The 21,293-nt window shown below is 42.7% G+C and carries 33 protein-coding genes; 16 read left to right on the forward strand and 17 right to left on the reverse strand.

What is annotated here, in order from left to right:
• Nucleotides 1-14 precede the first annotated feature (14 nt).
• The 10 genes from QUA74_RS10865 to QUA74_RS10910 all read right to left on the reverse strand — a co-directional run bounded on the left by QUA74_RS10865 (nucleotide 15) and on the right by QUA74_RS10910 (nucleotide 5,274).
• Nucleotides 15-890 (reverse strand): hypothetical protein, encoded by an 876-nt coding sequence (locus QUA74_RS10865; RefSeq protein ID WP_333328011.1) that lies wholly within the window; start codon nucleotides 888-890, stop codon nucleotides 15-17.
• A gap of 52 nt (nucleotides 891-942) precedes the next feature.
• Nucleotides 943-1,308, reverse strand: a complete 366-nt coding sequence (locus QUA74_RS10870; RefSeq protein WP_333328014.1) for a hypothetical protein — start codon at nucleotides 1,306-1,308, stop codon at nucleotides 943-945.
• Nucleotides 1,308-1,532: a hypothetical protein gene (locus QUA74_RS10875; RefSeq protein ID WP_333328017.1), complete on the reverse strand. Its 225-nt coding sequence runs from the start codon at nucleotides 1,530-1,532 to the stop codon at nucleotides 1,308-1,310. Before QUA74_RS10875 ends, QUA74_RS10870 begins: the two co-directional genes overlap by 1 nt.
• A complete protein-coding gene (locus QUA74_RS10880; RefSeq protein ID WP_333328020.1) occupies nucleotides 1,525-1,872 on the reverse strand; it encodes a hypothetical protein in 348 nt (115 codons plus the stop codon). Before QUA74_RS10880 ends, QUA74_RS10875 begins: the two co-directional genes overlap by 8 nt.
• A gap of 11 nt (nucleotides 1,873-1,883) precedes the next feature.
• A complete protein-coding gene (locus QUA74_RS10885; RefSeq protein WP_333328024.1) occupies nucleotides 1,884-2,189 on the reverse strand; it encodes a hypothetical protein in 306 nt (101 codons plus the stop codon).
• Nucleotides 2,190-2,224: 35 nt separating this feature from the next.
• Complete coding sequence (locus QUA74_RS10890; RefSeq protein ID WP_333328027.1) at nucleotides 2,225-2,671, reverse strand: GIY-YIG nuclease family protein; 447 nt, start codon at nucleotides 2,669-2,671, stop codon at nucleotides 2,225-2,227.
• 303 nt (nucleotides 2,672-2,974) lie between these two features.
• Complete coding sequence (locus tag QUA74_RS10895; protein ID WP_333328030.1) at nucleotides 2,975-4,117, reverse strand: ISAs1 family transposase; 1,143 nt, start codon at nucleotides 4,115-4,117, stop codon at nucleotides 2,975-2,977.
• Between the two features lie 11 nt (nucleotides 4,118-4,128).
• Nucleotides 4,129-4,569, reverse strand: coding sequence for a hypothetical protein (locus QUA74_RS10900; RefSeq protein ID WP_333328033.1), 441 nt, complete (start codon nucleotides 4,567-4,569; stop codon nucleotides 4,129-4,131).
• A 9-nt stretch (nucleotides 4,570-4,578) separates the two neighbouring features.
• Nucleotides 4,579-4,791 carry a hypothetical protein gene (locus tag QUA74_RS10905; protein WP_333328035.1) on the reverse strand — a complete coding sequence of 71 codons (213 nt, stop codon included), beginning with the start codon at nucleotides 4,789-4,791 and terminating at the stop codon, nucleotides 4,579-4,581.
• Nucleotides 4,792-4,944: 153 nt separating this feature from the next.
• A complete protein-coding gene (locus QUA74_RS10910; RefSeq protein WP_333328038.1) occupies nucleotides 4,945-5,274 on the reverse strand; it encodes a hypothetical protein in 330 nt (109 codons plus the stop codon).
• Between the two features lie 16 nt (nucleotides 5,275-5,290).
• On the opposite strand from QUA74_RS10910, the gene QUA74_RS10915 reads away from it, so the two are divergent.
• A complete protein-coding gene (locus QUA74_RS10915; protein ID WP_333328041.1) occupies nucleotides 5,291-5,449 on the forward strand; it encodes a hypothetical protein in 159 nt (52 codons plus the stop codon).
• A gap of 139 nt (nucleotides 5,450-5,588) precedes the next feature.
• On the opposite strand, the gene QUA74_RS10920 is transcribed toward QUA74_RS10915, so the two are convergent.
• The 3 genes from QUA74_RS10920 to QUA74_RS10930 form a co-directional block, all read right to left on the reverse strand.
• A complete protein-coding gene (locus QUA74_RS10920; RefSeq protein WP_333328044.1) occupies nucleotides 5,589-6,161 on the reverse strand; it encodes a hypothetical protein in 573 nt (190 codons plus the stop codon).
• The gene (locus QUA74_RS10925) at nucleotides 6,142-6,498 is read right to left on the reverse strand and encodes a hypothetical protein (RefSeq protein ID WP_333328047.1); all 357 of its coding nucleotides are present in this window, start codon (nucleotides 6,496-6,498) and stop codon (nucleotides 6,142-6,144) included. The genes QUA74_RS10920 and QUA74_RS10925 overlap by 20 nt, the downstream gene beginning before the upstream one ends.
• Nucleotides 6,499-6,560: 62 nt before the next feature.
• A complete protein-coding gene (locus QUA74_RS10930) occupies nucleotides 6,561-6,887 on the reverse strand; it encodes a hypothetical protein (RefSeq protein WP_333328050.1) in 327 nt (108 codons plus the stop codon).
• Nucleotides 6,888-6,986: 99 nt separating this feature from the next.
• Between QUA74_RS10930 and QUA74_RS10935 the strand changes: the two genes are divergently transcribed.
• Both QUA74_RS10935 and QUA74_RS10940 read left to right on the forward strand, forming a co-directional pair.
• Nucleotides 6,987-7,190: a hypothetical protein gene (locus QUA74_RS10935; protein WP_333328053.1), complete on the forward strand. Its 204-nt coding sequence runs from the start codon at nucleotides 6,987-6,989 to the stop codon at nucleotides 7,188-7,190.
• Nucleotides 7,191-7,525: 335 nt separating this feature from the next.
• Complete coding sequence (locus QUA74_RS10940) at nucleotides 7,526-7,747, forward strand: hypothetical protein (protein ID WP_333328056.1); 222 nt, start codon at nucleotides 7,526-7,528, stop codon at nucleotides 7,745-7,747.
• Between the two features lie 82 nt (nucleotides 7,748-7,829).
• Here QUA74_RS10940 and QUA74_RS10945 read toward each other — a convergent pair whose 3' ends face one another.
• The 4 genes from QUA74_RS10945 to QUA74_RS10960 are packed head-to-tail and all read right to left on the reverse strand — an operon-like array spanning nucleotide 7,830 to nucleotide 12,201.
• Nucleotides 7,830-8,057, reverse strand: a complete 228-nt coding sequence (locus tag QUA74_RS10945) for an NblA/ycf18 family protein (RefSeq protein WP_333328059.1) — start codon at nucleotides 8,055-8,057, stop codon at nucleotides 7,830-7,832.
• Nucleotides 8,058-8,070: 13 nt separating this feature from the next.
• Complete coding sequence (locus QUA74_RS10950) at nucleotides 8,071-11,595, reverse strand: virulence-associated E family protein (protein ID WP_333328062.1); 3,525 nt, start codon at nucleotides 11,593-11,595, stop codon at nucleotides 8,071-8,073.
• Nucleotides 11,592-11,960, reverse strand: a complete 369-nt coding sequence (locus tag QUA74_RS10955) for a hypothetical protein (protein ID WP_333328066.1) — start codon at nucleotides 11,958-11,960, stop codon at nucleotides 11,592-11,594. The genes QUA74_RS10950 and QUA74_RS10955 overlap by 4 nt, the downstream gene beginning before the upstream one ends.
• Before the next feature lie 16 nt (nucleotides 11,961-11,976).
• Nucleotides 11,977-12,201: a hypothetical protein gene (locus tag QUA74_RS10960; protein WP_333328069.1), complete on the reverse strand. Its 225-nt coding sequence runs from the start codon at nucleotides 12,199-12,201 to the stop codon at nucleotides 11,977-11,979.
• A gap of 430 nt (nucleotides 12,202-12,631) precedes the next feature.
• Between QUA74_RS10960 and QUA74_RS10965 the strand changes: the two genes are divergently transcribed.
• The 13 genes from QUA74_RS10965 (at nucleotide 12,632) to QUA74_RS11025 (ending at nucleotide 21,045) form a co-directional block, all read left to right on the forward strand.
• Nucleotides 12,632-13,144 (forward strand): helix-turn-helix transcriptional regulator, encoded by a 513-nt coding sequence (locus QUA74_RS10965; RefSeq protein ID WP_333328072.1) that lies wholly within the window; start codon nucleotides 12,632-12,634, stop codon nucleotides 13,142-13,144.
• Nucleotides 13,145-13,250: 106 nt separating this feature from the next.
• The gene (locus QUA74_RS10970; protein ID WP_333328075.1) at nucleotides 13,251-14,570 is read left to right on the forward strand and encodes a hypothetical protein; all 1,320 of its coding nucleotides are present in this window, start codon (nucleotides 13,251-13,253) and stop codon (nucleotides 14,568-14,570) included.
• Nucleotides 14,571-14,798: 228 nt separating this feature from the next.
• The gene (locus tag QUA74_RS10975) at nucleotides 14,799-16,370 is read left to right on the forward strand and encodes an AAA family ATPase (RefSeq protein WP_333328078.1); all 1,572 of its coding nucleotides are present in this window, start codon (nucleotides 14,799-14,801) and stop codon (nucleotides 16,368-16,370) included.
• An 81-nt stretch (nucleotides 16,371-16,451) separates the two neighbouring features.
• Nucleotides 16,452-16,757 (forward strand): hypothetical protein, encoded by a 306-nt coding sequence (locus QUA74_RS10980; RefSeq protein WP_333328081.1) that lies wholly within the window; start codon nucleotides 16,452-16,454, stop codon nucleotides 16,755-16,757.
• A 64-nt stretch (nucleotides 16,758-16,821) separates the two neighbouring features.
• A complete protein-coding gene (locus QUA74_RS10985; RefSeq protein WP_333328084.1) occupies nucleotides 16,822-17,223 on the forward strand; it encodes a DUF6876 family protein in 402 nt (133 codons plus the stop codon).
• Between the two features lie 87 nt (nucleotides 17,224-17,310).
• Entirely contained in the window at nucleotides 17,311-17,694 is a 384-nt protein-coding gene (locus QUA74_RS10990; protein WP_333328088.1) for a hypothetical protein, read from the forward strand.
• 135 nt (nucleotides 17,695-17,829) lie between these two features.
• Nucleotides 17,830-18,195 (forward strand): DUF6283 family protein, encoded by a 366-nt coding sequence (locus QUA74_RS10995; protein WP_333328092.1) that lies wholly within the window; start codon nucleotides 17,830-17,832, stop codon nucleotides 18,193-18,195.
• A gap of 3 nt (nucleotides 18,196-18,198) precedes the next feature.
• Complete coding sequence (locus QUA74_RS11000) at nucleotides 18,199-18,615, forward strand: DUF1257 domain-containing protein (protein ID WP_333328095.1); 417 nt, start codon at nucleotides 18,199-18,201, stop codon at nucleotides 18,613-18,615.
• Nucleotides 18,616-18,707: 92 nt separating this feature from the next.
• Nucleotides 18,708-18,932: a hypothetical protein gene (locus QUA74_RS11005; RefSeq protein ID WP_333328098.1), complete on the forward strand. Its 225-nt coding sequence runs from the start codon at nucleotides 18,708-18,710 to the stop codon at nucleotides 18,930-18,932.
• Between the two features lie 5 nt (nucleotides 18,933-18,937).
• Nucleotides 18,938-19,321 carry a hypothetical protein gene (locus tag QUA74_RS11010; RefSeq protein ID WP_333328102.1) on the forward strand — a complete coding sequence of 128 codons (384 nt, stop codon included), beginning with the start codon at nucleotides 18,938-18,940 and terminating at the stop codon, nucleotides 19,319-19,321.
• 1 nt (nucleotide 19,322) lies between these two features.
• Nucleotides 19,323-19,994: an MT-A70 family methyltransferase gene (locus QUA74_RS11015; protein WP_333328106.1), complete on the forward strand. Its 672-nt coding sequence runs from the start codon at nucleotides 19,323-19,325 to the stop codon at nucleotides 19,992-19,994.
• A 97-nt stretch (nucleotides 19,995-20,091) separates the two neighbouring features.
• Nucleotides 20,092-20,697, forward strand: a complete 606-nt coding sequence (locus tag QUA74_RS11020) for a hypothetical protein (protein ID WP_333328109.1) — start codon at nucleotides 20,092-20,094, stop codon at nucleotides 20,695-20,697.
• 84 nt (nucleotides 20,698-20,781) lie between these two features.
• Nucleotides 20,782-21,045, forward strand: a complete 264-nt coding sequence (locus QUA74_RS11025) for a hypothetical protein (RefSeq protein WP_333328112.1) — start codon at nucleotides 20,782-20,784, stop codon at nucleotides 21,043-21,045.
• The last annotated feature ends 248 nt before the right edge of the window (nucleotides 21,046-21,293 follow it).

Raw genomic sequence — 21,293 nt, forward strand, 5'->3', positions numbered from 1 at the left:
ACCTTTAGAAATAATCAACTTTCACCTCTGAAGAATTTAGTAAATCTTGAAAAACCACGATTTATCTGCGAAGCAACACCATTAACTTTGCCTGCCATGTCGCCTGACCAGTTAACCGCTACATTGATCGAATCCTTCGCTTTGGTTGTTGCTGAGCGTTGTACTGCCGATCGTTGTGTAGCTGAACCTGAACCTGAAGCTGAAACAAATTGAGGTTGAGAGAAACTTGACTGACTAATTTGGAGTGGAGAGGAAGCAGAACCGCCGAGAGCTGGATGACTCAAGCCATGAGTACCGTGTTTCAAACCGTATGCAGCTTGCTTATAGATATTGCTCTCTTGATCTTTCCAATCTGCTAACTGTTGAGCAAATTCTGGATTTCCTTGCATCTTTGTAGTGGCTGCATCAACTTCGGCAACTTTCTTGGCGATCGCAGCAATTACCGTGTTGTCCCAGAAAAGCTTATCTTGTACAGTTTCCTCTGTGAATTGTTCTTGCCTTTTGGTAAGTCGATAATCTTCGACTTCTACTGTTGCGCCATACTTGGCACGAGCAACGGCAACATCTATCTGAGCTTTCTTAATTTTCTCAGCGCCTTTATAGCCAGCTTCCATCAGCCAGGCTTGGAACTCACGGAAACAGATTTGTGCGTCAATGAGTAGCTTGAACTTTTCTTTGATTTCGCTGATGTGGTCAAGAAACCATTTTGCTTGGATTGCCCGATCACCGATCGCAGCCCAGCCCTGGGGAGTGAGTTGGTTCAAATTAGCAGTTGTGATGCCAAAAACCTCATCCAACATTTGCTCACCTTCAGCATCAAGAGCGCCACCGACTAGGGTTGAGAGAAGGTAGGTCAAAACATCTTGTTCTTGGTCGAGTTGTTGTTGCATTATTTTTCCTGTTAGTTAAACTGTGTTTAATCAAACGTGATGCAGTCAAAATTTATCTAACATTATTGCTAACCTCATCCAATTCTTCAGTGTCATAGTTCATAAAATCGTTAATCCACTTTTGGGCTGCTAAAAGGGAGGAAGCGGAGTCATAGGTCATGCCTTGATCGAGAAACCGATACATACCGTCGTAGACATACCAAATCCACTGTTCGCTCCAACGTTCATCTCCGTCAATGTGGAAGCATCGCAAACGGATAATCAATCCACAGTGTTCATATTCATCAGAGATTGGTGGATCTATCACCCATTCTGTTATTGCACCTTTGAGTTTTAGGTAGATCAACAACTGTTTGGTGAATGATAGAACGATCGAATCAGGCAACAGATTCAGTATTGGTTTGAAATTTTTACGCATTATTCTGGTAAACCATTCGGTGTTAGGTAAGCTGTGATTTTCACCATTTCTCCCGGTTCCGGTTTGGGAAGTTGGCGCTCAACTTGTTTCATTGCCTGAATTACGCAAATTTCCGCGTCAGCATAAAGTGTAAAAATTTGGGTTGGGCGACGGCTGCTGATAACGTAAATCTTTCGAGAATATTGATTGATCGTTTGAGGTGTGCCGAATAGCCAATTAAGCATCTATTTCTTCCTCAGCTAAAGTATCAACATCATCGGCTAGAAACGCATTCGCCCCTTTAACAGCAGAGGCGATCGCATCATTTTCGGTAGTAGCTGTTCCGTTGCTGAGAATGTCGGCACCTCGACCATCGCAAACAAACCAATACCAGTACCAGTAATTCAACTTTGCACAGGCAATGATTTTGATTTCTAAGCCCATATAACAGAAAGTTTCGGCTACATCGGATTGATCCGGTTGCCAATGCCGTAGCTCATCTCGATCGTGTAAGTTTTCAACAATTAAGCTACCAATCTTTTGAAGTAGCTTTACTGGTATCAGATTCAGAACTTGTTTAACCATTTGCATCACCTTTAAGGTATTGTGCCTTGAAGAAATTCAATTGTCCAAACTTGAGCTAAAGCTCTAGCATCATCTATGGTATTTCCGACACCAGTTTTTAGAACTACTTGCCCAAAACCGTCATAGACTAACCAATCCCAATGTTCAAGATTTTCTTTCAGAATTTCTGAAGATGCAGAAAAAAACTTGATTTGAATTTGCAACCCTGCATAGAAATAGCAACCTGGCAGTAGATGTCGAGCATCCTGATTACAATTTTGAAAGATTTTATTACTCAGTTTTCGGGAAACTTGAGTAACTTTTTGCTGAGAAGCCAACAGCTTTGGGAATAATTTCAAGATATGTTCGATCATCATCTAAAAACCAGAGAGGAAAAAAACATCAAAATTAAAAGAGCCAGAGCTAAATAAGCGAAATTAACCAGCCAACAGATAAGAAATAGCGTGACTTGCATCAGTAAAACCCTGTAAGGAGGGGCTTCAAACCATTCTGTCCTACCATCTAATCCGTATGTTCGGTAAACATTCCAACGCTTAAATATTTTGTGGATCGTTTTTTCTGTCAGTCTCATATTCATGGTGAATACGATCGCCCTAATTTGTAACGGAGCTTGGTACTCTCGTGACAAGAAATAGTGACGTGATTTTGGTGTCTCACTCAAGCCAACTTTGGACAGATAACCGTCTTGAAAAATGTAATTAAACCCTGGGATATAATCACTCTTTCTCTTAGCTTTTGGCTGTTTAGGTGGCTTTTGGTGTTTCAAAAATAGGGTTGACTTAGGGTTTTTATTTCGCATTTAATTCTTGCCTCAAAAGAGCGATCGAATGATTCAAAAGAGCGATTCGTTGTTTATTTAATGCTCTAGTTCGTGTATCAGGGGGAACGCATCTTATTGAACACTGTTCATCAGTGGTGAGTATATTTTGAGATAAATTCACCATTCTTAGAAGCTACAGACACGCTTTGTAATGACTTTAGTAAGAAAACAGTAACTGATTAATGGTGGTTTTTACGCTTCTGCTAATTTTGAGACAATAAAACTCTTACAACCACTGTTTCCAAGTTGTATAAGAGTTAATAATGAGTTATTCGTGAGAATTTAGTTAACTGCAACAGCGAGGATCTTGGTCAAATAGTCATCATCCCACCCGGCTCGAAGTCGCTTATTTTTTGCTCCAGTTTTTGAAGTTTTCTCTTGATTCAAAAGGTTGAGCGAGATGTGTCTAAGAATAGCAAAATTTTGGGGAGCATTATCTTTTCTAATCCGACATTCATCTTCACGGAAACCCACATCTAATACCCAATGTAAAGAATTTTCAATTCCCCAATGACTGCGGACTGATTCACCAATTTTTTGAGCATCATTTGGTAAACTACTAATGTAATAACGAGTTTCAATAGTTGTTTTTCCCTTCACTATTCTTACGGATTCTATCATACCTATACTCTGAAATTTCTCCCATTGATTGTCGGGGTCAATCAGCTCTTTGATGTCACTTAACATTAAGTGATGTCGAATTTCTGAGCGACCGTGCTTACTCTCTTTATTCGTCGAATAAGCTGTATGTGTAAATCCCGAAAATCCTTGTCTAATTGCTTGTTTAAACAACTCTTCTACTCTGGCATACAGGGAGGGTTGGTTCTTTTTTAAGGTGATTACATAATCTCCTTCTTGTTCGACAATTGACTTCACAATTGACCTCTGACAGCCCATAGCATCAATCGTGACAATGCTTCCATTTAATTCTAATACTTTGAGTAAAGCCGGAATAGCTGTGATTTCATTAGACTTTTTATCAACCTTAACTTGTCCTAAAACTAATCTTTGACTCGTCGCCCAAGCACTGACCATATGAATTGCTTTCTTATCTCCTCCCCGTGAGTAAGAATGGCGAAGAGTTTTGCCATCAATTGCGATTACTTCTCCGGGATTGAAGCAACTAATAGATTGAATCCAACTCAAAAAACATTTCTGAAATTGCTCCGGTTTGAGCCGAGAAAATACTCGCGCAATTGTATCATGTGAAGGTATGCCATTCGGCAATTCTAAAATTTTCTTTAACCATTCGTATTTAGCTCGCCCGTAACTTTCAATATCCACCCATGTATCAGCACCACAAATCACGGCACAAATTGAGAGGGTGATAATATCAATTAATTGATGATGTTTCGTCCGCTCAATTCTTGGATCTTCTAAGTCAGAAAAATGGTCGGCGATAGTTATTTTAGGTTGAAGTTTCATACAGGTAAACCCTAATTAAATGTTTTGTAGTTACTCAATAATTCTTCTCCAAGATACCAGATTCTGTTAACATGAAATTTAGATGCGTTCGCCCTGGTTCGTGTATAAAGAGTCCGCAGTTCTTGGCTAGCGTTAAACCGTGTATCAAAATCAGTAGAGTTCAGGTCTTCTTCAAATTTGGCGATACCAACTCTATTCTTTTCTTGTTCGGCTTCAATTTCTTCAAGCGACATCTCGATCGGTCGTTTAACTTTAGACATCAGAACTAATTGTCTTTCTGCCAGTTTTTCATTGCGTTTCGAGAGCTGCAAAAGTTCTTGACTTAATTTCAAAGACAGCTTTGTATCTGTGACCTTTTCTAGTTGATCTTTCAGATTATCTTTGAGCAGTTGGTTAGCATTCCGCTCAGCCTGAAGCTCGTCATAACTCATGCTTGTGATTCTTGTTACCATCCTTATCTCCTAATAATCTTTACTGTGGTTTACCAGTGTTGCGACGATATTGCTTGCTTCATCGGTTGAGAGTCGTACCCAACCTTCATCAGCCATGTCTTGAACATCAATTTCTACGCGCCATTCTTCGATTAGAGTACAGAAAGAAATTTCGGCTGTACTACCTTTCCCAAACTGTTTCAAGAAATCGAGAATGGCTTGTATTTCAGGCGTTATTTCCACCCTTTGTCATCCTTCAGTTTTTTGTATCGGAATTGAATGTTTTTAACTTTGTTGAGTTGCCGAACATTTCGCGACACATTGACGATATTGAGTAGAAGAATCAAGCAACTGATTAGAATTACGCTAGTCAGAAGTATTAACTCAATTTCGCTATTATTTCCAACAATCATCAAGTGCCAACTGATCTTCAACAGTGGGGAAAGTGCATTCATAATCTTGTTGTTCAGTCTCGAAACGGTAACAAACTCCAGGATAAGGGCAATGCCTACCTCCGACGCAGTTAGGAGGTATTTCTCGTTCTTTTGGTTTGCAGAGTTGCAGATTTTCGTCAACGGGTTCAATAAATCGGGTTCGATCGCCTAAAGTTAAATCCAAATCAATCACTCGGCACAGTTGCAAGCATTTTTTATCAGCACTGTAGACATAAATTCTCTGGTCTGGATGCCAATCGTAAACTTGGTCAGAAGTAATGGAAATTAGCATTTAGCAAACTCCTGTCATGAAAACTGAAGCTGAGCTAATTGGGTACGGGTTAACAGGAGCAGTAAAAATTGATAGCAACCATTTGAACATTGCTCTTTTCTCCTTTTCTGAAATACTTTCTGAACTATTTTCTGAAATACTTGATGAAGTTGATGATATTGATGAATCAGGATGAGAAGAGGAAGGAGAGGAAGAAAGCAAGCTCGAATAGATAACTAAGGTAGTGAGTAGTTTTTGATTCTGAGCATTACGAGCTTGCTCCTCCAGAACTAGCCGTGAGCTATAAGCTTGGGCTAGTTCGAGACAGGCTTCGACTAACCCCAGGCTCCAGTTATCCGTTTCTGTGGCTCGGTTTTTTTTCCTGGTAAGCTTCCATTCCGTAAATCCAGGGGAGCATCTTGCACTGCCTGAACTACTTGTTTGAAATTCGATCGAATGTTGGCTGACCGGGAATGCAACTGCTCGGCAACATTGCTGCCCAGGGACACAAAGAAAGCGTCAACTGCCACGGCTGCTGCGCCAGCACCCACATCTGTCATCGCCAAGGCCGCCTCAGTTGTTGCCGTTTGCACTGCGAATACTAACTCATTGGTTTCCTCTTGAGCATCGCGGTGTTCGCTGTGGTCAATCGCGTTCTCGTCAATATTGTCGTTTTGAAATTCGGCTGCGGTGCCGGTGCGGGCATTGGCGATCGCTAAAATAGCTTCCTGCACCGACAGCCTATCCTCACGGATCAGCTTGTAGTATTGGCGAACTTCTAAAGTGTCTGCTTCGGAGATTGTCGTTTGCTGCCAATCCGTCTGCCCAAGCGCTTTGCGGACATTCGTGATCTCTTTGACAGTCCCCAATCCGAGTTCCCATTTCAGATCATTGCGCGAAGTATTCATCTGTTTCTAGTCCTTTTTCTTTGAGGTAAGTACGGGTTCTTTCTAGGTTTCGATCGCATTCATTCAGAAAAATTTCTTGTATGCGAACCAGACACCATTTTGTGAAATCTGAGAATTGGCGGGTGTAGATCGCCCGCTCTGCTTCTGGGCATTCCTCCAGCAGTGCCAGCCTTCGCTTAAACGAACCCTCTGACATTGCTGGGGCGTTTTTGCGCTTCTTTTTACCTACCTGTCCCAGTAGTTCTTTGAGCTGAGTCCGAGTCCAATAATTGCGCTTTCCATTTGGCTGCTCAAACTGTGCCGGGTATGGTCTACGGCATTTTTTTGCGTATCTCACGAGCTATTTACAGTTACTGGATTTTGGGTACTTTAATTGGATCGCAGCCAGAGCAAAAAAAATTATCGTAGCTTGCGGGGCGCGAACGCGCCATCGTCCCGTCCACTTCCTTTTGGGACTGCTGGCTCAGGGTTTTTAGCTTTGGGGTAAGTTTTCGTTGCGTCCCAGTAGCCATATTCCCGTGCTTGTTCCAAAACTTTGCGAGCTGCTTCTTGACCCGTTTTGCCGAAACCTCTGACAATGCAGTTGGGGTTGAACGAACGTTCAACCACAACTAGATGCTGTTGCTGTAACATAATTCTGTCTCCTAGTGCCGTCTGGCGGCATTGGTGGAAAGTCTGGTGAACGTGTTGACGCACGTTTACCAGGCGTTTTTGCAAATGTAACACTAAATTAGTGTTACGTCAAGAAAAACTTAGAAACTTTCTAAGTTTTCCATTATCCTGATTTGAGTAGTCAAAGGATTTTATGGGATTTTATGAGATTTCATGGCAAAAAGTAGGGATAGTCGCGATCGGATCAGCGTTACATTCGACGTGGGGCAATTGCGGGAGCGATTAAAAGCTCAGGCGATTGAGCCGAGTCAGTCACTGGCATCGATCGTCAGGATGGCTGTGCTCGAATGGCTGGAGCAACGGGAAGCTGTCCCATCTGAAGAATCTGAAGAATCTGAAAATTCTGAGAATTCTTAAAAAAAGGATTAAATCGATATATCAGTTATTGAAAATGCTAAAAATCTATATCCAGTAAGTATTACAAGTAAATTGAAACTACTTTGGGGTCGTAGTATCGGCCCCAGAAACAAGAATCCATTTCTGTTTCTGACCTCTTTGACCCATTGGTCAATTACAACCACTGTAAAATCGAGTTAAATATTTTGGGTTACAGAAACACGTTTCTCTGTTTTTCGGAAACAAAGCGTGTTTCTCTGTTTCTGAGAAAGTTGCCGAGAAGTTTAGGGAACTGGTTGCGAGACACCCAAAAGCTTAAGCCAGAGAAGCAGCAGCCCTGAAATGGCGGCCCTGAAATGGCGGCCCTGTCCGAGCGCATTTTGCTCGGCGAACGTTTAAGTGGGTATGAAAAAAACTGGGGACCCCAATCTGTCGGGCGGAACAAAAATTACGGCTGGATCGCCGACCTGAAAAGTGGCAAGCTGAGCATAAAGATGAGCCAATTTTTACGAGCGCTGGAGGAGGTACGATCGACTGCAAAAATTTCTGAAATTCCTATTCCACTTTTACTCATCTAAACATTGACCCGCAGTATTGCTAGGACAAAATTTTGTCGCTATAGTCGTGTCAGAATCTCTCTTGAAACTCTTAACAACCAACTTAAAAATGGTGAAGTTCGCCGTCATGATGATTGATTAAATGTTTAATAACATTGTCCTTAATCATGTTTCTCCGAACCATTTCGATGAGCAAAATCTGCGCTTCTTCAGCAGAAAGTGATTGAGTCTCATCCGAATAAACTTTAAGTTTAAATTGCTGTTCAACCGTAAGTTCAGTTGAGAGCTTATTCGATTGACCTTCATCTTCCCCTGTTTGTTCATTGGTCATAATCTCTACTGTTTTAAGCGTCTGTTTCCTGGTCTTTTTCCTTTAGAGAATCCGTTGATAGAGCATCGGTTGAGGAATTGTTATTTCTGAGGGTTATCAATTGATTGATTCGATCGCGAATCTCCGCACTTTCTCCCTCAAGCCACTGAATTATCACAGCCACGTCGTACTTAGTCCCCGGTGTCTGCCAACCGTACATTTGTGTTAGCAGAGCTTGCATCCGATCGGGATGGTATTCATTCCACCAAATCAATGCTATTTCTCGTATTTTCTGGGCATCTTCTTCACTAATTAATTGCTCGGCTACGGGTTCAGGTGTGGTTGATGTGGGCACAGAATTTGATGTTGGTATCGCTTCACTCATAGTTGTGGCTGGTGTAGCCGGTATAGATTCCTGGGCAGGTTCATGTAGAAGTTCAGAGGTAGGTTCAGAGGTAGATTCAGATGCGGGTGTAGTTGGTGCGTTGCTGGTTTCAGGTAGGTTTTCAGCAGTTTCAGAGTCAGAGTCAGGGTCAGGAAGTGTGAGTAAGGCGCTGAAAGCAGCTTTTTCGGCTTCGGTTAGGCTTGCCCAGACTTTCTGGCGATCGGCAGCGCCGCTTCCGCAAACTTCCTTCAGAATGCCCTGGATATTTCTGGCTAATTTCGGGTCGCCGGCTTCGAGCACTGTGCGAATATATTTGAGTAATTCTGCCTCCTCTATTTGCTGCTGAGTTTGCTGATCGACCTCAATTTTTTGAAGATCAACCTCATTTTCAGAAGGTCGATCGTTTTGAAACTCACTCTGGCTATGGCTTTGATCGACCCGATCGACCTGATCGACCTTTTCACCCAAACTTTCTAAATCTGCTGCTGCCGTCGCGTCCTTGTTTGCCAAATCTGCTATCGGTTCACATGATTGGGCGATCACATTCTCACCATCCGTCGCTTGCTCACAGGCTGAATCGGGAGCTGAATCGGAGGTTTGGTCGGGGGAAGAAGGGGGGGAAGAATCGGGGGTGTGTTCAGGAATTAGTAAAGTTTGAGAAATAGGTTGATCAGGTTGATCAGGTTGATCAAAGCCAGATGTAGCAAGGTGATCAACCTCGTGATCAACCTCCATTTTTAAGGGGTTTTTCAAAAATGAAGGTTGATCAGCAGCCTCAACAGGGACGGATTCGGGGACTGGTTCGGGGACTGGTTCAGTTTTGCACCAAACTCTGACTCGTTTGCTGGAGATCGATCGGAATTCTCGTTCCCACCCCATTCTTTTGAGAATTGCCGAACAGCGCATTTGGTGCGATCGCTCTTGTCGGCTCAGGTCAACTTGGAGATGAGTAAGCAGATCGCTAAGCCGAATATAGTCGCGATGCTCAATGTAATTTTCGATGACATCTTCCCAGGGGTCTGATGATTGAAATTCTTGAGCAATGTGTTCGGCAGTTTCTTCATCTTCATATTCAAGGCAAGGTTCTTCCCCTGATTTGTAAGCCAGCATCGCAGCAGCCCAAATTGCATCTCGTTCTTTCTTCAGCAATTTAGTATTGATCCGGTGTTTGACCGGAATTACCCAAAATCGCCGGTTGCCTGTTTCATCAGCCAAAAACTCTTGCTTGTTTGTGGTTGCGACAATGATGCTGGGTCGGTTGAAGTCTTCAATATCTCGGCAATATGGCGGCCGGATTTTGTCGGTTCCGGTCGATAAAAACGCTTTTGTGGCAGAGACATCGCGCCGTCTGAAAACGCTTTCTAGTTCTGCCCATTCAACAAACCAGGCTTGGTGCAATTTCAGCCGTTCATCTTTATCCGACACCGTTCCCAGGGAATCGTCAAAATATTTGTCTCCGGCAAGTATCTTAAAAAAAGTGGACTTTCTATAGCCCTGTTTCCCTTGCAGAATCATAACTGTGTCTATTTTGCAGCCTGGCTCAAAAGTCCGCTTGACAGCGCCAATCAGTGTTTTTCGGACGAACATTTCATAAATTGGATCGTTAACACCAAAGTATTTTTCAGCCAGAGTATCTAAAATTGAAGTATCTGAAGCCACTGGGAGAGAATTCAGATACTCTTGAATGGGTGAATATTGATTGTCCACGGCTATTTCTGTGAGAATGTCTTGGACATCTTCTCTACTCGATCTGACTAATACTCCGTGTCTGATTGCGAGTTGAAGACGGACTCGATCGAGAGATACTGGTTTTCCATCTATTTCGATTCGTTTGCTGAGTGTGTTTAGTCTAATCCGCTTCCCAAAATGTCTGTTCAACTTTTGGTAATCCTGAATCATCTTGTCATCAGAATTGAAAATATTAAAATCCGATGACTTGGGATTTTCTAACTCAGCAACAGAATCAGGAAGAGAAGCTGGAAAAGAAATAGAAGCAGGCTCAGGTAAAAAATCTAAATCAAAGGGTCGCTGGTTTTTTAGAAAGCGCCAGTATACGCCCTTAATGCAGCTTTCTACTCCATCAGGAATATAGTGTTTGATAGAGGATATGGGGTTGGATTTAACAGCCGAATCCCATACCTGCTGCCATTCATCCTCATCCCATCCACCACCGGGTGAACAACGGCGACAAGCATCCAGAAATAATGTATAAGCATCGTCATCTGTAAGTTGTCCCAGGCGGTGAAATTCAGCCTGAACTCCAAGTAAATCTCTGGCGAGCATTGCCATCGATGTATTTCTTTGAGTTTCGACTCCATTTAAATAAACTTTGGCTTTCCCCAAGGCGGAATCCAAGGGGATAGCGATCGGCACCGGAACCTTCAGATCCTTGAATTTTATCTTTTTGGTTCCTGGCGCGGGGATAGTTTCTGTCGGTTTTATAAGTGTTGCCGTTGAAGTGCCCGCACTTCCTGTACCGTTGGTAGTATTTTCAGCAATTATCTGCCTCGGCAATAAATTGAGTAAATTTTGCTGATTTTGCTCCTTTCTTCTTTGCTCAAGTTCCGTGAATAATTTAATAAGATGTTCCCGCAAATCATTGTAATTGTATCGAATACCTGATTCACTGACAATTTCTGATTTGATGGGTTCACCACCGGGTTTGACGTGCCACGCCCCTGCTAGGCGTAACATCCTACTGGGATTCTTATTACTTTCATCAGCTTCCATTATCTCGATGAGAAGCACTTGCAGTTCGCGCCACTGCTCTGGTGTAATAGGCTCCTCGAACAACCAATACGGTTGCATGGACTTGCCACCGCTAAATATCATGAAGCTTGGCTCTACAAAGCCTACAGAACTCCATTTTTCAAACTGTTCAGCCAGCGAAATGTCGTCCCATTCACAGAAGATACCGCAACAATGCGCGATATCAGCATCGGTGTGACCAGTACCGCCAGCGCCATTAATGACTACATACACACCGCGCCCATCAGTTTGATATTGTTCGATTTGTTGCCAGTTGAGAATTGAGACTTTGCGCCCTTTATCCTTTTTCTTCCGGGGATCTGTGGAATAATACAAAAATCTCAAGTAGGCTTCACCCGGTGCATATCCCAGGTAATTGAGATGTTTTTCTGCTAATTCACGATCGATCACTATTTTCTTACTCACGTCTTTGCTACTCCTGATTTTATTCTTGGTTTTTCAACTCGCGATTGGTTTAAGGAGCTGATAAGAGTCTGCAATTTAAATTGCAAACGATCAATTTGGGCAGTTAAAAGGTTGCGTTCTACCTCCATATCTACAATTTTTTGTTGGAGACAAGTGATTTTTCTGCGATCGGCTGTTTCCTTCTTCTGTTGTGCAGTTTTTTGTGGCGTTTCTTTAGGCTCAGCGACTGGTTCATTAAGTGATTCAGTAGTTGCTTTAGCAAGTCGATCGGCTATACATTCACAGCACAAGCCGTCCGTCAACTTCGCAAAACGACGTTTACCATCTTTGTGATAGTTGGTACGGCACCATCCGTTTATTGTCATCAGAACCTCTGAGCTTTTACATTTCAGTATTTTGTTGAGAGATATTCTGAGAAAAATAAACAATTAAAGCTGCTTCAACTAAAGAACCCACACTAATTCTTTTGTCCGCTGCTAAAACACGAACTTTGTGGTCTAGTTCTTCTGAAATTAATAAAGTCCGTTTGGTTTTCTTACTTTTATGAGGCAAAGTGATTGCGTCAAGTAACACTGTTGAGCTTACTGGTAAGGAATCTGTCATCATATAAAGAAAATAGGGAGTGAGTAAGAGATTGGTAGCCGTCCACGCTTAAAATTTCCTGACTGCGTGTTATGGTTGCCCGTTCATCGCAAAATCTGCCAAGCTCAAAGAAGAATGATGGAGCTTTGCTAATGTACGGCGAAGTTGTTACGCTAAAGCAAGGCGGACTTAGTACCTGTTTCACTGTCAGGACAGGCTAAGACCGCAAAGCATTTAAGGGTGTGGTGATTGAGAATCCAGAACAGCTCAAAGCAAACTAAGGTTCCGAACGGCTCAGAATGTGATTAACTCAATGTCTGCTATGGCTTAAGCTATTACTAGCTTGAGTTTGCTTATTTACCTTCCCCTGTGCTCTGTGCCTTGTACCTGCGAATAGGATGCTTGGTAACTCTCTTACCATGCGTATTTACCACAATAATACCTTATTTACCAAATGGATACCCCATCTCATACCAAATTTCGTTTTTCGGACGGCGACTATCCAGATGTGGAAAGTGAATCTTCCCTCCAGGTGCAACATCTTCCCCGTGGCTACCAGAACAATCGTCAGAACCATCAACATCCTCCTCACAATGATTCTACAAACCCTGAAAACGACAGCCAGAGGGAACCTCAGCGATATGTGATGGATGATCGCACCAGGGCAAAATTTGCTGAGGTGATCTATGAAATGCGTGCAAATCGGCCATATCGAGCATTTGGTCGCTTACTTGGCGTAACTCATCCCACCATCAAAGCTTGGGAAAATCTTGAAGGAGTTCCCGACCTAGAAAATCTTGAACGTGTCGCTAAGTTCCGAGGCGAAACTCTTGAAGAATTCAAGCTAGTCCTTGCTGGGAAGCGGAAACCCAGCCGATTAGAAGAACTCGTACAGCAAGTTCGTACTATTTCAAAGGAGGAGCTTGCTGTGGTACTCCAGGTTATTGCCGAGCGGATTGCCTCCTGAATCCTTCTATTTCCCTTGCGACTTTTTAATCAATGTATTTACCACTACTGGTAAATAGCGTTATACTGGTAACTAACTTACCAGCACTATTTACCAATGAGTAGCAATGGCAAAACTAGCAACAACGTTTACCAGCCTTGACTTATCGGGGTTTGACTTAGATAATCACAAGAAGCAAAACCCAGGATACACAGGAATTAGCCGAGAAATGGTGGATTTTGCCTGTGCTGCCCTTCAAAAAAACCGTGTAGGGATTGCAGTCCGCTCAGTAAATGCAGCCCTCAAGGAAATCTACGGTTACGGAGGAAGTACGGACACAGTATGCAAACTGGTCAAGGAATGGCGATCAGAAAATCTGGCACTCCTCAAGCAAGGAAAATCTGAAAAAGATTTAGCAAGTGCATTGCTGGAAGCCGTAGATGACGGATTGCTTGATGAATCTGAAGTACCTGAAGAATTCCTGGCAGTCATGAAGCAAATGGGATTTGCCATTTACCGTCTCGCTTACCAAAAAGCCGATACCAGTATTAGTGGCGATCGCATGAAATCGCTGGCACAGGAGAATGACGTGCTTCGGCAACAGGTCAAAGAATTTCCACAACTTCAATACGAATTGAACTTTTACAAAGCGGAGTACGAACGTCAAAAAGTCGAACTCAAAGAAGCGTACATGAATCTGAACAAGCAACAATTGGCAGATTCTGAAGAATTTCGTCATCGGTTAGACTCCCTACAAGCCGATCGCAACGAATTACAAGCAAAACTTACACTTGCTGAACAACGGTTGCTCGAAGTCGCTGAATTTGAGGCAGCTTCTCGCGATCGACTCTCTGAAATTTCACAACTCACAGGAAAAATCGAAGCACGGGAACGTGAAGTTTCTAGCCTTCATGCTCAAATTCAAACTCTCCACGCACAAGTTGGTGAGAAAGAAGTCCTGGAATCTCAACTAGAACAAGTGAGAGCTCAACTTAAAGAGGCTTCCACAACAATTACCCACTTACAATCTCAACAGAAAGTTAGTGGCGCTTTACAAGTCGATCGAGTTTTAGATGATTCCGATGAGGAGCTGGTCACTGATGCTCAGCTCATGCTCGAAAACGAAACACTCCATGCTGATTTGTCGGAAGCTCTCAGAGAAATTGAAATCTTGAAAGCTGCTCTTGCTAAAACTCCCGTCGCTCAAGCTGAATCTCACTCTGAATCTCAAGCTGAATTACTTCCTGAAATACTCCCAGAACTACTTCTTGAAGCAGTTTCAGACTTTTCTGATTCTAGTGTTAACCCTCTTTTACAACCTGTTAACTCTGCCTCTGATTCTGGCTTTGACTCTGACCCTGTTAACTCTGAGTCTGTTGAACCTCCAGTTAAGCCCTTTGAACCTGTTCCCAGAAACAAAAAGCCAAAAGTTGCTGTGGCTAAATGAGTAGCCGGCTAAATGAGTAACAGAAACAGAAACAGAAACAGAAACAGACAGAAACAAAAACTCAGTAACAGTTGCTGTTACTGTTACTGAGCTTTGAAGGAAGAATGGGTATTGCTAGAGAGCTAATAAGTGTTGAGTGGGTAGCTCAAGACTTGTAGCAAAAGTGGTGACTCAAAAGCTCGATTGCTGGGTAGAGAGTAATTAGCAATTGATAATTGGATTAAAGACATGATAGATCAAAAAAAAGAAATTCAGCTAATGTTATTGGCACGATTTCCTTTGCTCTGGCTAGTAAGCCCAGAAGAGGAAACAGCCGAAGAAATTTTGCTCGACATAGCAAAAGCAAAGGAAGGGCAAATCTATTTCTGGGATTTTGCTCGTGGCTGGACAGATAACGGGACAGCCAAAGGAAATCCAATGCAAGCCTTGGAGCGGATCAGCAAAGCGCCGGCAATGGAACAAGTCACTTTGTTCGTCATGAAAGACATTGCGACTTTGATTGCACCGGGTGCGAATGGGCAGATAGCAAGTAACCAACTAGCGATCGTCCGCGAACTGAAAAATTTAGCGGTGGCGATCGCCCGTGACCGTCGCTGCCTGGTCATCCTTTCTGACCAACTGCGAATTCCTCAAGAACTGCGGGAAGAAATTACCGTGGTAGATGTCTCCTTACCAGGCATCGAGGAGATATCGAAGTTGCTCACTCGATTAGTGCCTGCCCCCGATTTCAAGCTCACCGCGGAACAACGGCAGCAGCTCGTAAAGGCTTGCCAGGGGCTGACTCGGTGCCGAATTGCCCGCGTCCTTGCCAAGTGCTTAGTTCTGGGAAAAGTTGATATTCGGGCCCTTGCTGCGGTCATCGAGGAGAAACGCCAAACCATCCGAGAGACAGGCATCCTCGAATTTATCCCGGTTCAGTCAGGTCTGGAAGTTGTCGGCGGACTCGAAAATCTCAAGCAATGGGTGAAGGTTCGATCGCACTCTTTTAGTGACGAAGCCCGTGAGTATGGACTCCCCAACCCCAAGGGGGTACTGCTGGCCGGCATTCAGGGAACAGGCAAAAGTCTCTTAGCCAAAACCATTGCTGCTGAATGGAAACTCCCGCTGCTGCGCCTTGATGTTGGTCGGGTCTTTGGCAGCATGGTCGGTGAGAGCGAGAACCGAATCAGACACGTCATTAAGTTGGCAGAGGCGATCGCACCATGCTGCTTGATGATCGATGAAATTGATAAGGCGTTCGCCAACATCACCTCTGGCATGGACGGTGACTCGGGAACTTCCCAGCGAGTATTTGGTGCTCTGCTCACTTGGCTCCAAGAAAAAACTGCTCCGGTCTTTGTGGTGATGACTGCCAACCGCGCCGAAGTCTTACCAGCCGAACTGATCCGCAAAGGTCGGATTGATGAAATTTTCTGGGTTGACCTGCCAAATCACTCAGAGCGGGAAGCAATTTTTCGAGTTCACCTCACCCGTGTCCGTCCTGAGCGAGTTAAGTCAGGGGATTTCGATTGCGGAATGCTGGCAAGTCAGTCAGCCTGCCTGTCCGGTGCAGAGATTGAGCAGGTAGTTTTTGATGCGATGCAAACAGGCTTCAGTGCCGGACGCGAATTCACAGAGCGAGATTTGACCATAGCAATTACTGGCTGCGTCCCGTTAGCGCGGATTGCTCAAGGTCAGATTGATGAACTGAAAAATTGGGCAATTCGATCGGGCGCTAAATCCGCTAGTGTTGCCGATCGGAATGAAACATCTGTAACTCCCTACTCTCATCTTTCACCTCTTGAGGTTGACGAAAATTAATCATTATCAAAAAGCGAAGCCAAAGGTTACAAATGCTTCGCTTTTTGATTTAGGAATTGCCCACATAAATTGAGGCAGAATATGGAACCACATTTTGTTCATCCTTTATCAAGCTTGGAAACCATTGATACTGATGAAGGTCAAAAAGAAGTAATGAATAGTTGGGCATTTGCCTCAATGATTTGGACAAGCGCCGTCACTGGCAACACAAATGCTTTAGCAATAGCCACCGAACTATTTACTAATAAACATGAAATCCCTACTTTTCTCGAAGCTTCTAAAGCAGGAAACGAAGCAGCTATAGCGGGTGCGATCGCAATTATTGCCTTTGCGATTGATGACAAATTAGCCGAAGCATTTGAACCAAGTAAAGGTTCAGAACCTTGAAATAATGATGTAATGCTTCGCTGTAAGAAAATGATGTTTTTAATTTAGCAATCAGATTATGGCAATGATGGATGCTGAAACACTGTCGCAGAATTTGCAACACTTTTGTGGAACTGAGGAATATTACAAGCATTTCCTTGGAATTCAGTACACCGATGGAGTCAAATACTTGGCTAAAAATGCTGAATGCTACTGGTTGATTGATGCGATCGCCTCCCATCAGCTCAGAGCAAGGAGAAAACACAGCTTAACCGAATTTCAAGTTTGGTTCCTTCATGTCGGAAATACCCATGAATTTATTAAGCCTCGGTCGCCTAATGCTGCTGTTTTGACTTGTTGGGAAGATTCACCAACTCCCGAAACTCAACCTGTCATTATTCAGCAGATACCCTTTACCGATTTTCCCTTGCCCGAAATCAAGCTTTATTTACAAGAGAAAGTCCTTCTGTTGCCAAGCGAAAATTAAGCACTAAGAGCTTGTCCAGTTTTCCCACTCTGGAGACTGGACAAAATTTTGCACTATATCATTCAAATAATATTAGGAGCAAATCGAATGACTGCTAGCGAACAAAATTCTGAATTGACACTCCAAGAAAAGCATCAACAACTGGAAGTATTGCAGGCAGAAGTTAACACAATTTTTGCTGAAGCAATTACTAATCAGGTCAAAACTGCTGACTTTGCAATTGAAATTTGGGTCAATGCAATGTTAGATAAAAAAGCTTATGTGGCAATTGCCTGTCGCATGATTCACCACAGCACAACTTTTTTGGGAGATGAATTACTGCAATTTCTGCGATATTTAGCTAACGGAACTGTTGAAAAAGATGCTTCGATCGCACAATGGGCAGTCGATTTAATCAATCAAGGTTTAATTATCAACAACACCCTTAAAGAGGAAAACGAAAATGGCAAATTTGACGTGCAAAGTCTGTAGTGGTCAGCTAATGTTTCTTGGTCAGTTAGGCTACTTGAGACATTATACTTGCCGAAAGTGTGGGATTCATATTAACAAAAGTCCAAAAATTATCAGAGACGAATTCGATCGAATTAAATCAGTCAAATACTAATTATGCCCCTCACACAAACCAAACAATGCGCTAATTGTCCGTGGAAAGTTGACCGAAATTTGAGCAAAATTCCTGGCTATAACCGGGAAAATCATGAAGACTTAAAAGAGACGATCGCTAATCCACATCTAGATTTCTTTGAGCAATTGACAAGTCCTAAAATCGCAATGGGCTGTCACTATTCCACTGAGGAAAAACTGCTTGAATGTGTAGGCTGGATTTACAACCAACTTCGCAACCATAATCTACCTCTGCGATTGGTATTGATGCGATGCGCTACGCGCCCGCAAGCTACGAACCAAATGAAAGAGCTTGAGATTGATGGCGCACAACGAGCAACTTTTGCAGAAACTTTAGAGGAAATTTAGAAAATGTCACACCTTACGCACATCCGAACCCAGATAAAGAATCCGATCGTCCTACAAGAGATTCTTCAGAAAATGATTCAATCAGGACTTGATGGAATTCTTGCTGGAGCTTACCTCGAAACAAATACCCATATCCATGACCCCTTCGGTAACAGTAAGCTAGCAGAGTTTGTTATTCGGCGCAAACAAAGCTATCAAGGTGGTTACGACTTTGGCTTTAAATTGATAGAAGGGACAGACGAATATGAGTTCTTAACTCGTGATGGTTCCATCCATGCTGCCAAACAATTTATGCAGGAACTTTTACCCTGGTATGCACGGGAAAATACTCTAGCAGTATTGAGAAGTCAAGGGTTTAATATTGAGTCTCAAACTGAAGAAAATGGTGAAGTTATCATAGTTGCTGGTAAATGGTGTTAGTCAGTCGTTAAAGCCATAATTAATGCTTCGCTCTTAAGGTTTGAGGAAAGCCGTTAATCTTAACTGTTTTCCTCTCAAATCAAATAGTTACCATGAAACACATTGTCATCTTAGAAGTCATTGATGAAAATAATCTGACAGCAGAAGTTTTGGAGGAACCGCCAATGATTTTAACTTGGTGGGGAATGTTTTTCTTGTTTAATCGTAAAACCGCTCAAGATTCGATCGAAGGTCAAATCATCACCTATATCTATATCGAGATATACGGCTGCGCTTTACGAAGTATCAAAGTTTCAGAAGTAAAGAAATTGGGGTGAATATCATGGATGCTGAAAGAGAACAACAAGTAATAGACGAAGCTGCAAGAATTCAAACAGAGGTTGATAAAGTCTTTGAAACGGCTCGATCGAATAACTGGAGTTTGGAACAATTTGCAGTTAAAGTTCTAGCAGGCGCAACAGAATTTGACTTAGCATATATTGCCATTGGTTCTCAACTTGTTCAAAATGTTACGGGATTAGATGGTCAAACTTCAGTGGAAATTCTCAAGTATTTGATTGCTGAAGCCATAGATAAGAATACTGTGAAAATTAAACAAGCACAGGAACTTTTCTATAACGGATTACTTATCAACAAAGAACAGGCTGAAGAAGAAAAACGGCAGCAGCAAGTATCTAAACAAACCTCAAAAGAAAGTAGAAATTAGGATGAAGACTTACAAAGCTGATGACACAGTAGGACAACTGAAACTATCGATCGCCATCAATCTAATCCCAAATCTCCCCCCGGTTCCTTGCAAGGATTATCGCTTGATAGTTGCTGATCCTCCTTGGTTATATGGTTTACGAGAAACAGATCCTAGCCACCGTGGGCGGTGTCCATATCCCGCCATGACTGACCAGCAGATTTTGGATATGCCGATCGGTGCGCTCGGAGGTGATGATTCCTATATCCTTTTGTGGACAACGAACAATCACCAATTCTTAGCCTTCAAATGTCTCCTAGCGTGGGGATATGAACATAAAAGTACATTCACTTGGGAGAAGGTGACGATCGCTGGAAAACCCCACATGGGAATGGGGCATTATGGTCGCAACTGTACCGAACACTTATTAGTAGGAACAAAGGGTAATGCTCCTAGCATGACTACACTCGGAATGACCAATGTTCCTAACATCATTCGTGCCCGTCGTCAGGAACATTCAAAGAAACCTGAAGAGTTTTGGGTTCTTGCCAATAGTCTAGGTCAGAGACTAGAAAATTGTGAGAGGTTGGGCAAGTTATCGCAGCCGTCAAGAATTGAACTATTTGCTCGGCAACAACGCCCAAACTGGGATGCCTGGGGTGCTGAAGCTAACTTACCTAATGCTTTAGTTTGATGACTTAACCCTAGTTTTTCATCGGAATTACTAGGGTTAAGTCTCTCCGTTACTGCTTCGCTTTGAGATATTGATTTGTCTTCTCCTATTTACCATCATGCTTGATGATTCCATAAAAGTTGTAACGATTGACGAGGACAGCTACATTGTTCGAGCACAGGAATATCGCTATCTGGCTGCTGAAAACTCTCCAGAAATTGTCTCGAAAACTTATATCGAAGTCCTGAAATTGCTCGGGGAAATGGAGGTTACACAGTTCACCGGTGACGGAACCGAGTTAGTAGGTTATTTGTACAGAACTCATGATTTAGCTAATTCAAATCCTGAAATGTGGGATATACCAAAGTTTATCCCGTTTGATGACCAGTTTTATGATGAAAAACGAGCAACTTACTTCGGTGATACAGGCTTTGACTTTGCCAAAAAAGAACTAGAAAAACTCTCAAAATTTCGTCTACTGCAAGGCATCAAACGCTACCTAATCAAAGATTACGATCGAAAGATAATCGTATGTTTGCGGATGTACGACGCTTGCCGTCAGTGCTGGTCTACAGCCTTCAAAACTGAGTTAATAGCATTCAAAGCTCCCGAAATCTATAAATGGAATAACTCTGTGTTTCGGTTAACTTTGACTGCCGATGAAGATGAAACAACAACTGCTTACTACACACTTTCAGGAAAGTACAAACGGGAGTTAACTTAACTCTCTGCGTTAGTGCTTCGCAGAAAGGTATTGATTTGTTCTCTCTTATTTACCATGATGACAACCGTTCATAACGACTGCACAATGACAGAATCAGAGTCCAACGAATTGCCCGAGATTGCTGAAAACGGGTTTATTATTGTGAGTGACTTTTATGCACATCACCATGAGTTAATCGAAACTGCACTGAAAAATAGTGAGTTTCAATACCTAATAAAGTTTCATCCGTTTGATCCTGCTGCGCTCTGGAAACAAGGTGCTTTTAGAGTCTATGTTTTAGAGGAACATCTCGAAGCAGTTAGAACTTTCTGTATGTCGATCGAATTTGCCAACAAATCCAACAAATAATAGCGTAATAACTGGGTCGCTCCCAGTTAAAATCCAGAATGCTTCGCTCTGAACTTGTGAGTTTTTAGCATAAAAAATGAGCGAATTAGAACTAAATATATCCTCAGAACAGGGTTCTTGGAAAACCAAAGAAGGTAAATCAATCCCATATCTAAGAGAGCGTTGTCAACTTCTCATTGATGACGGCTGGAATGATTACTACCTTCAAATCACGAAATAGTCCAAAAATACCACAATTGAAATCTCGG

Source organism: Microcoleus sp. LAD1_D3 (assembly GCF_036702135.1).
Taxonomy (GTDB): Bacteria; Cyanobacteriota; Cyanobacteriia; order Cyanobacteriales; family Microcoleaceae; genus Microcoleus.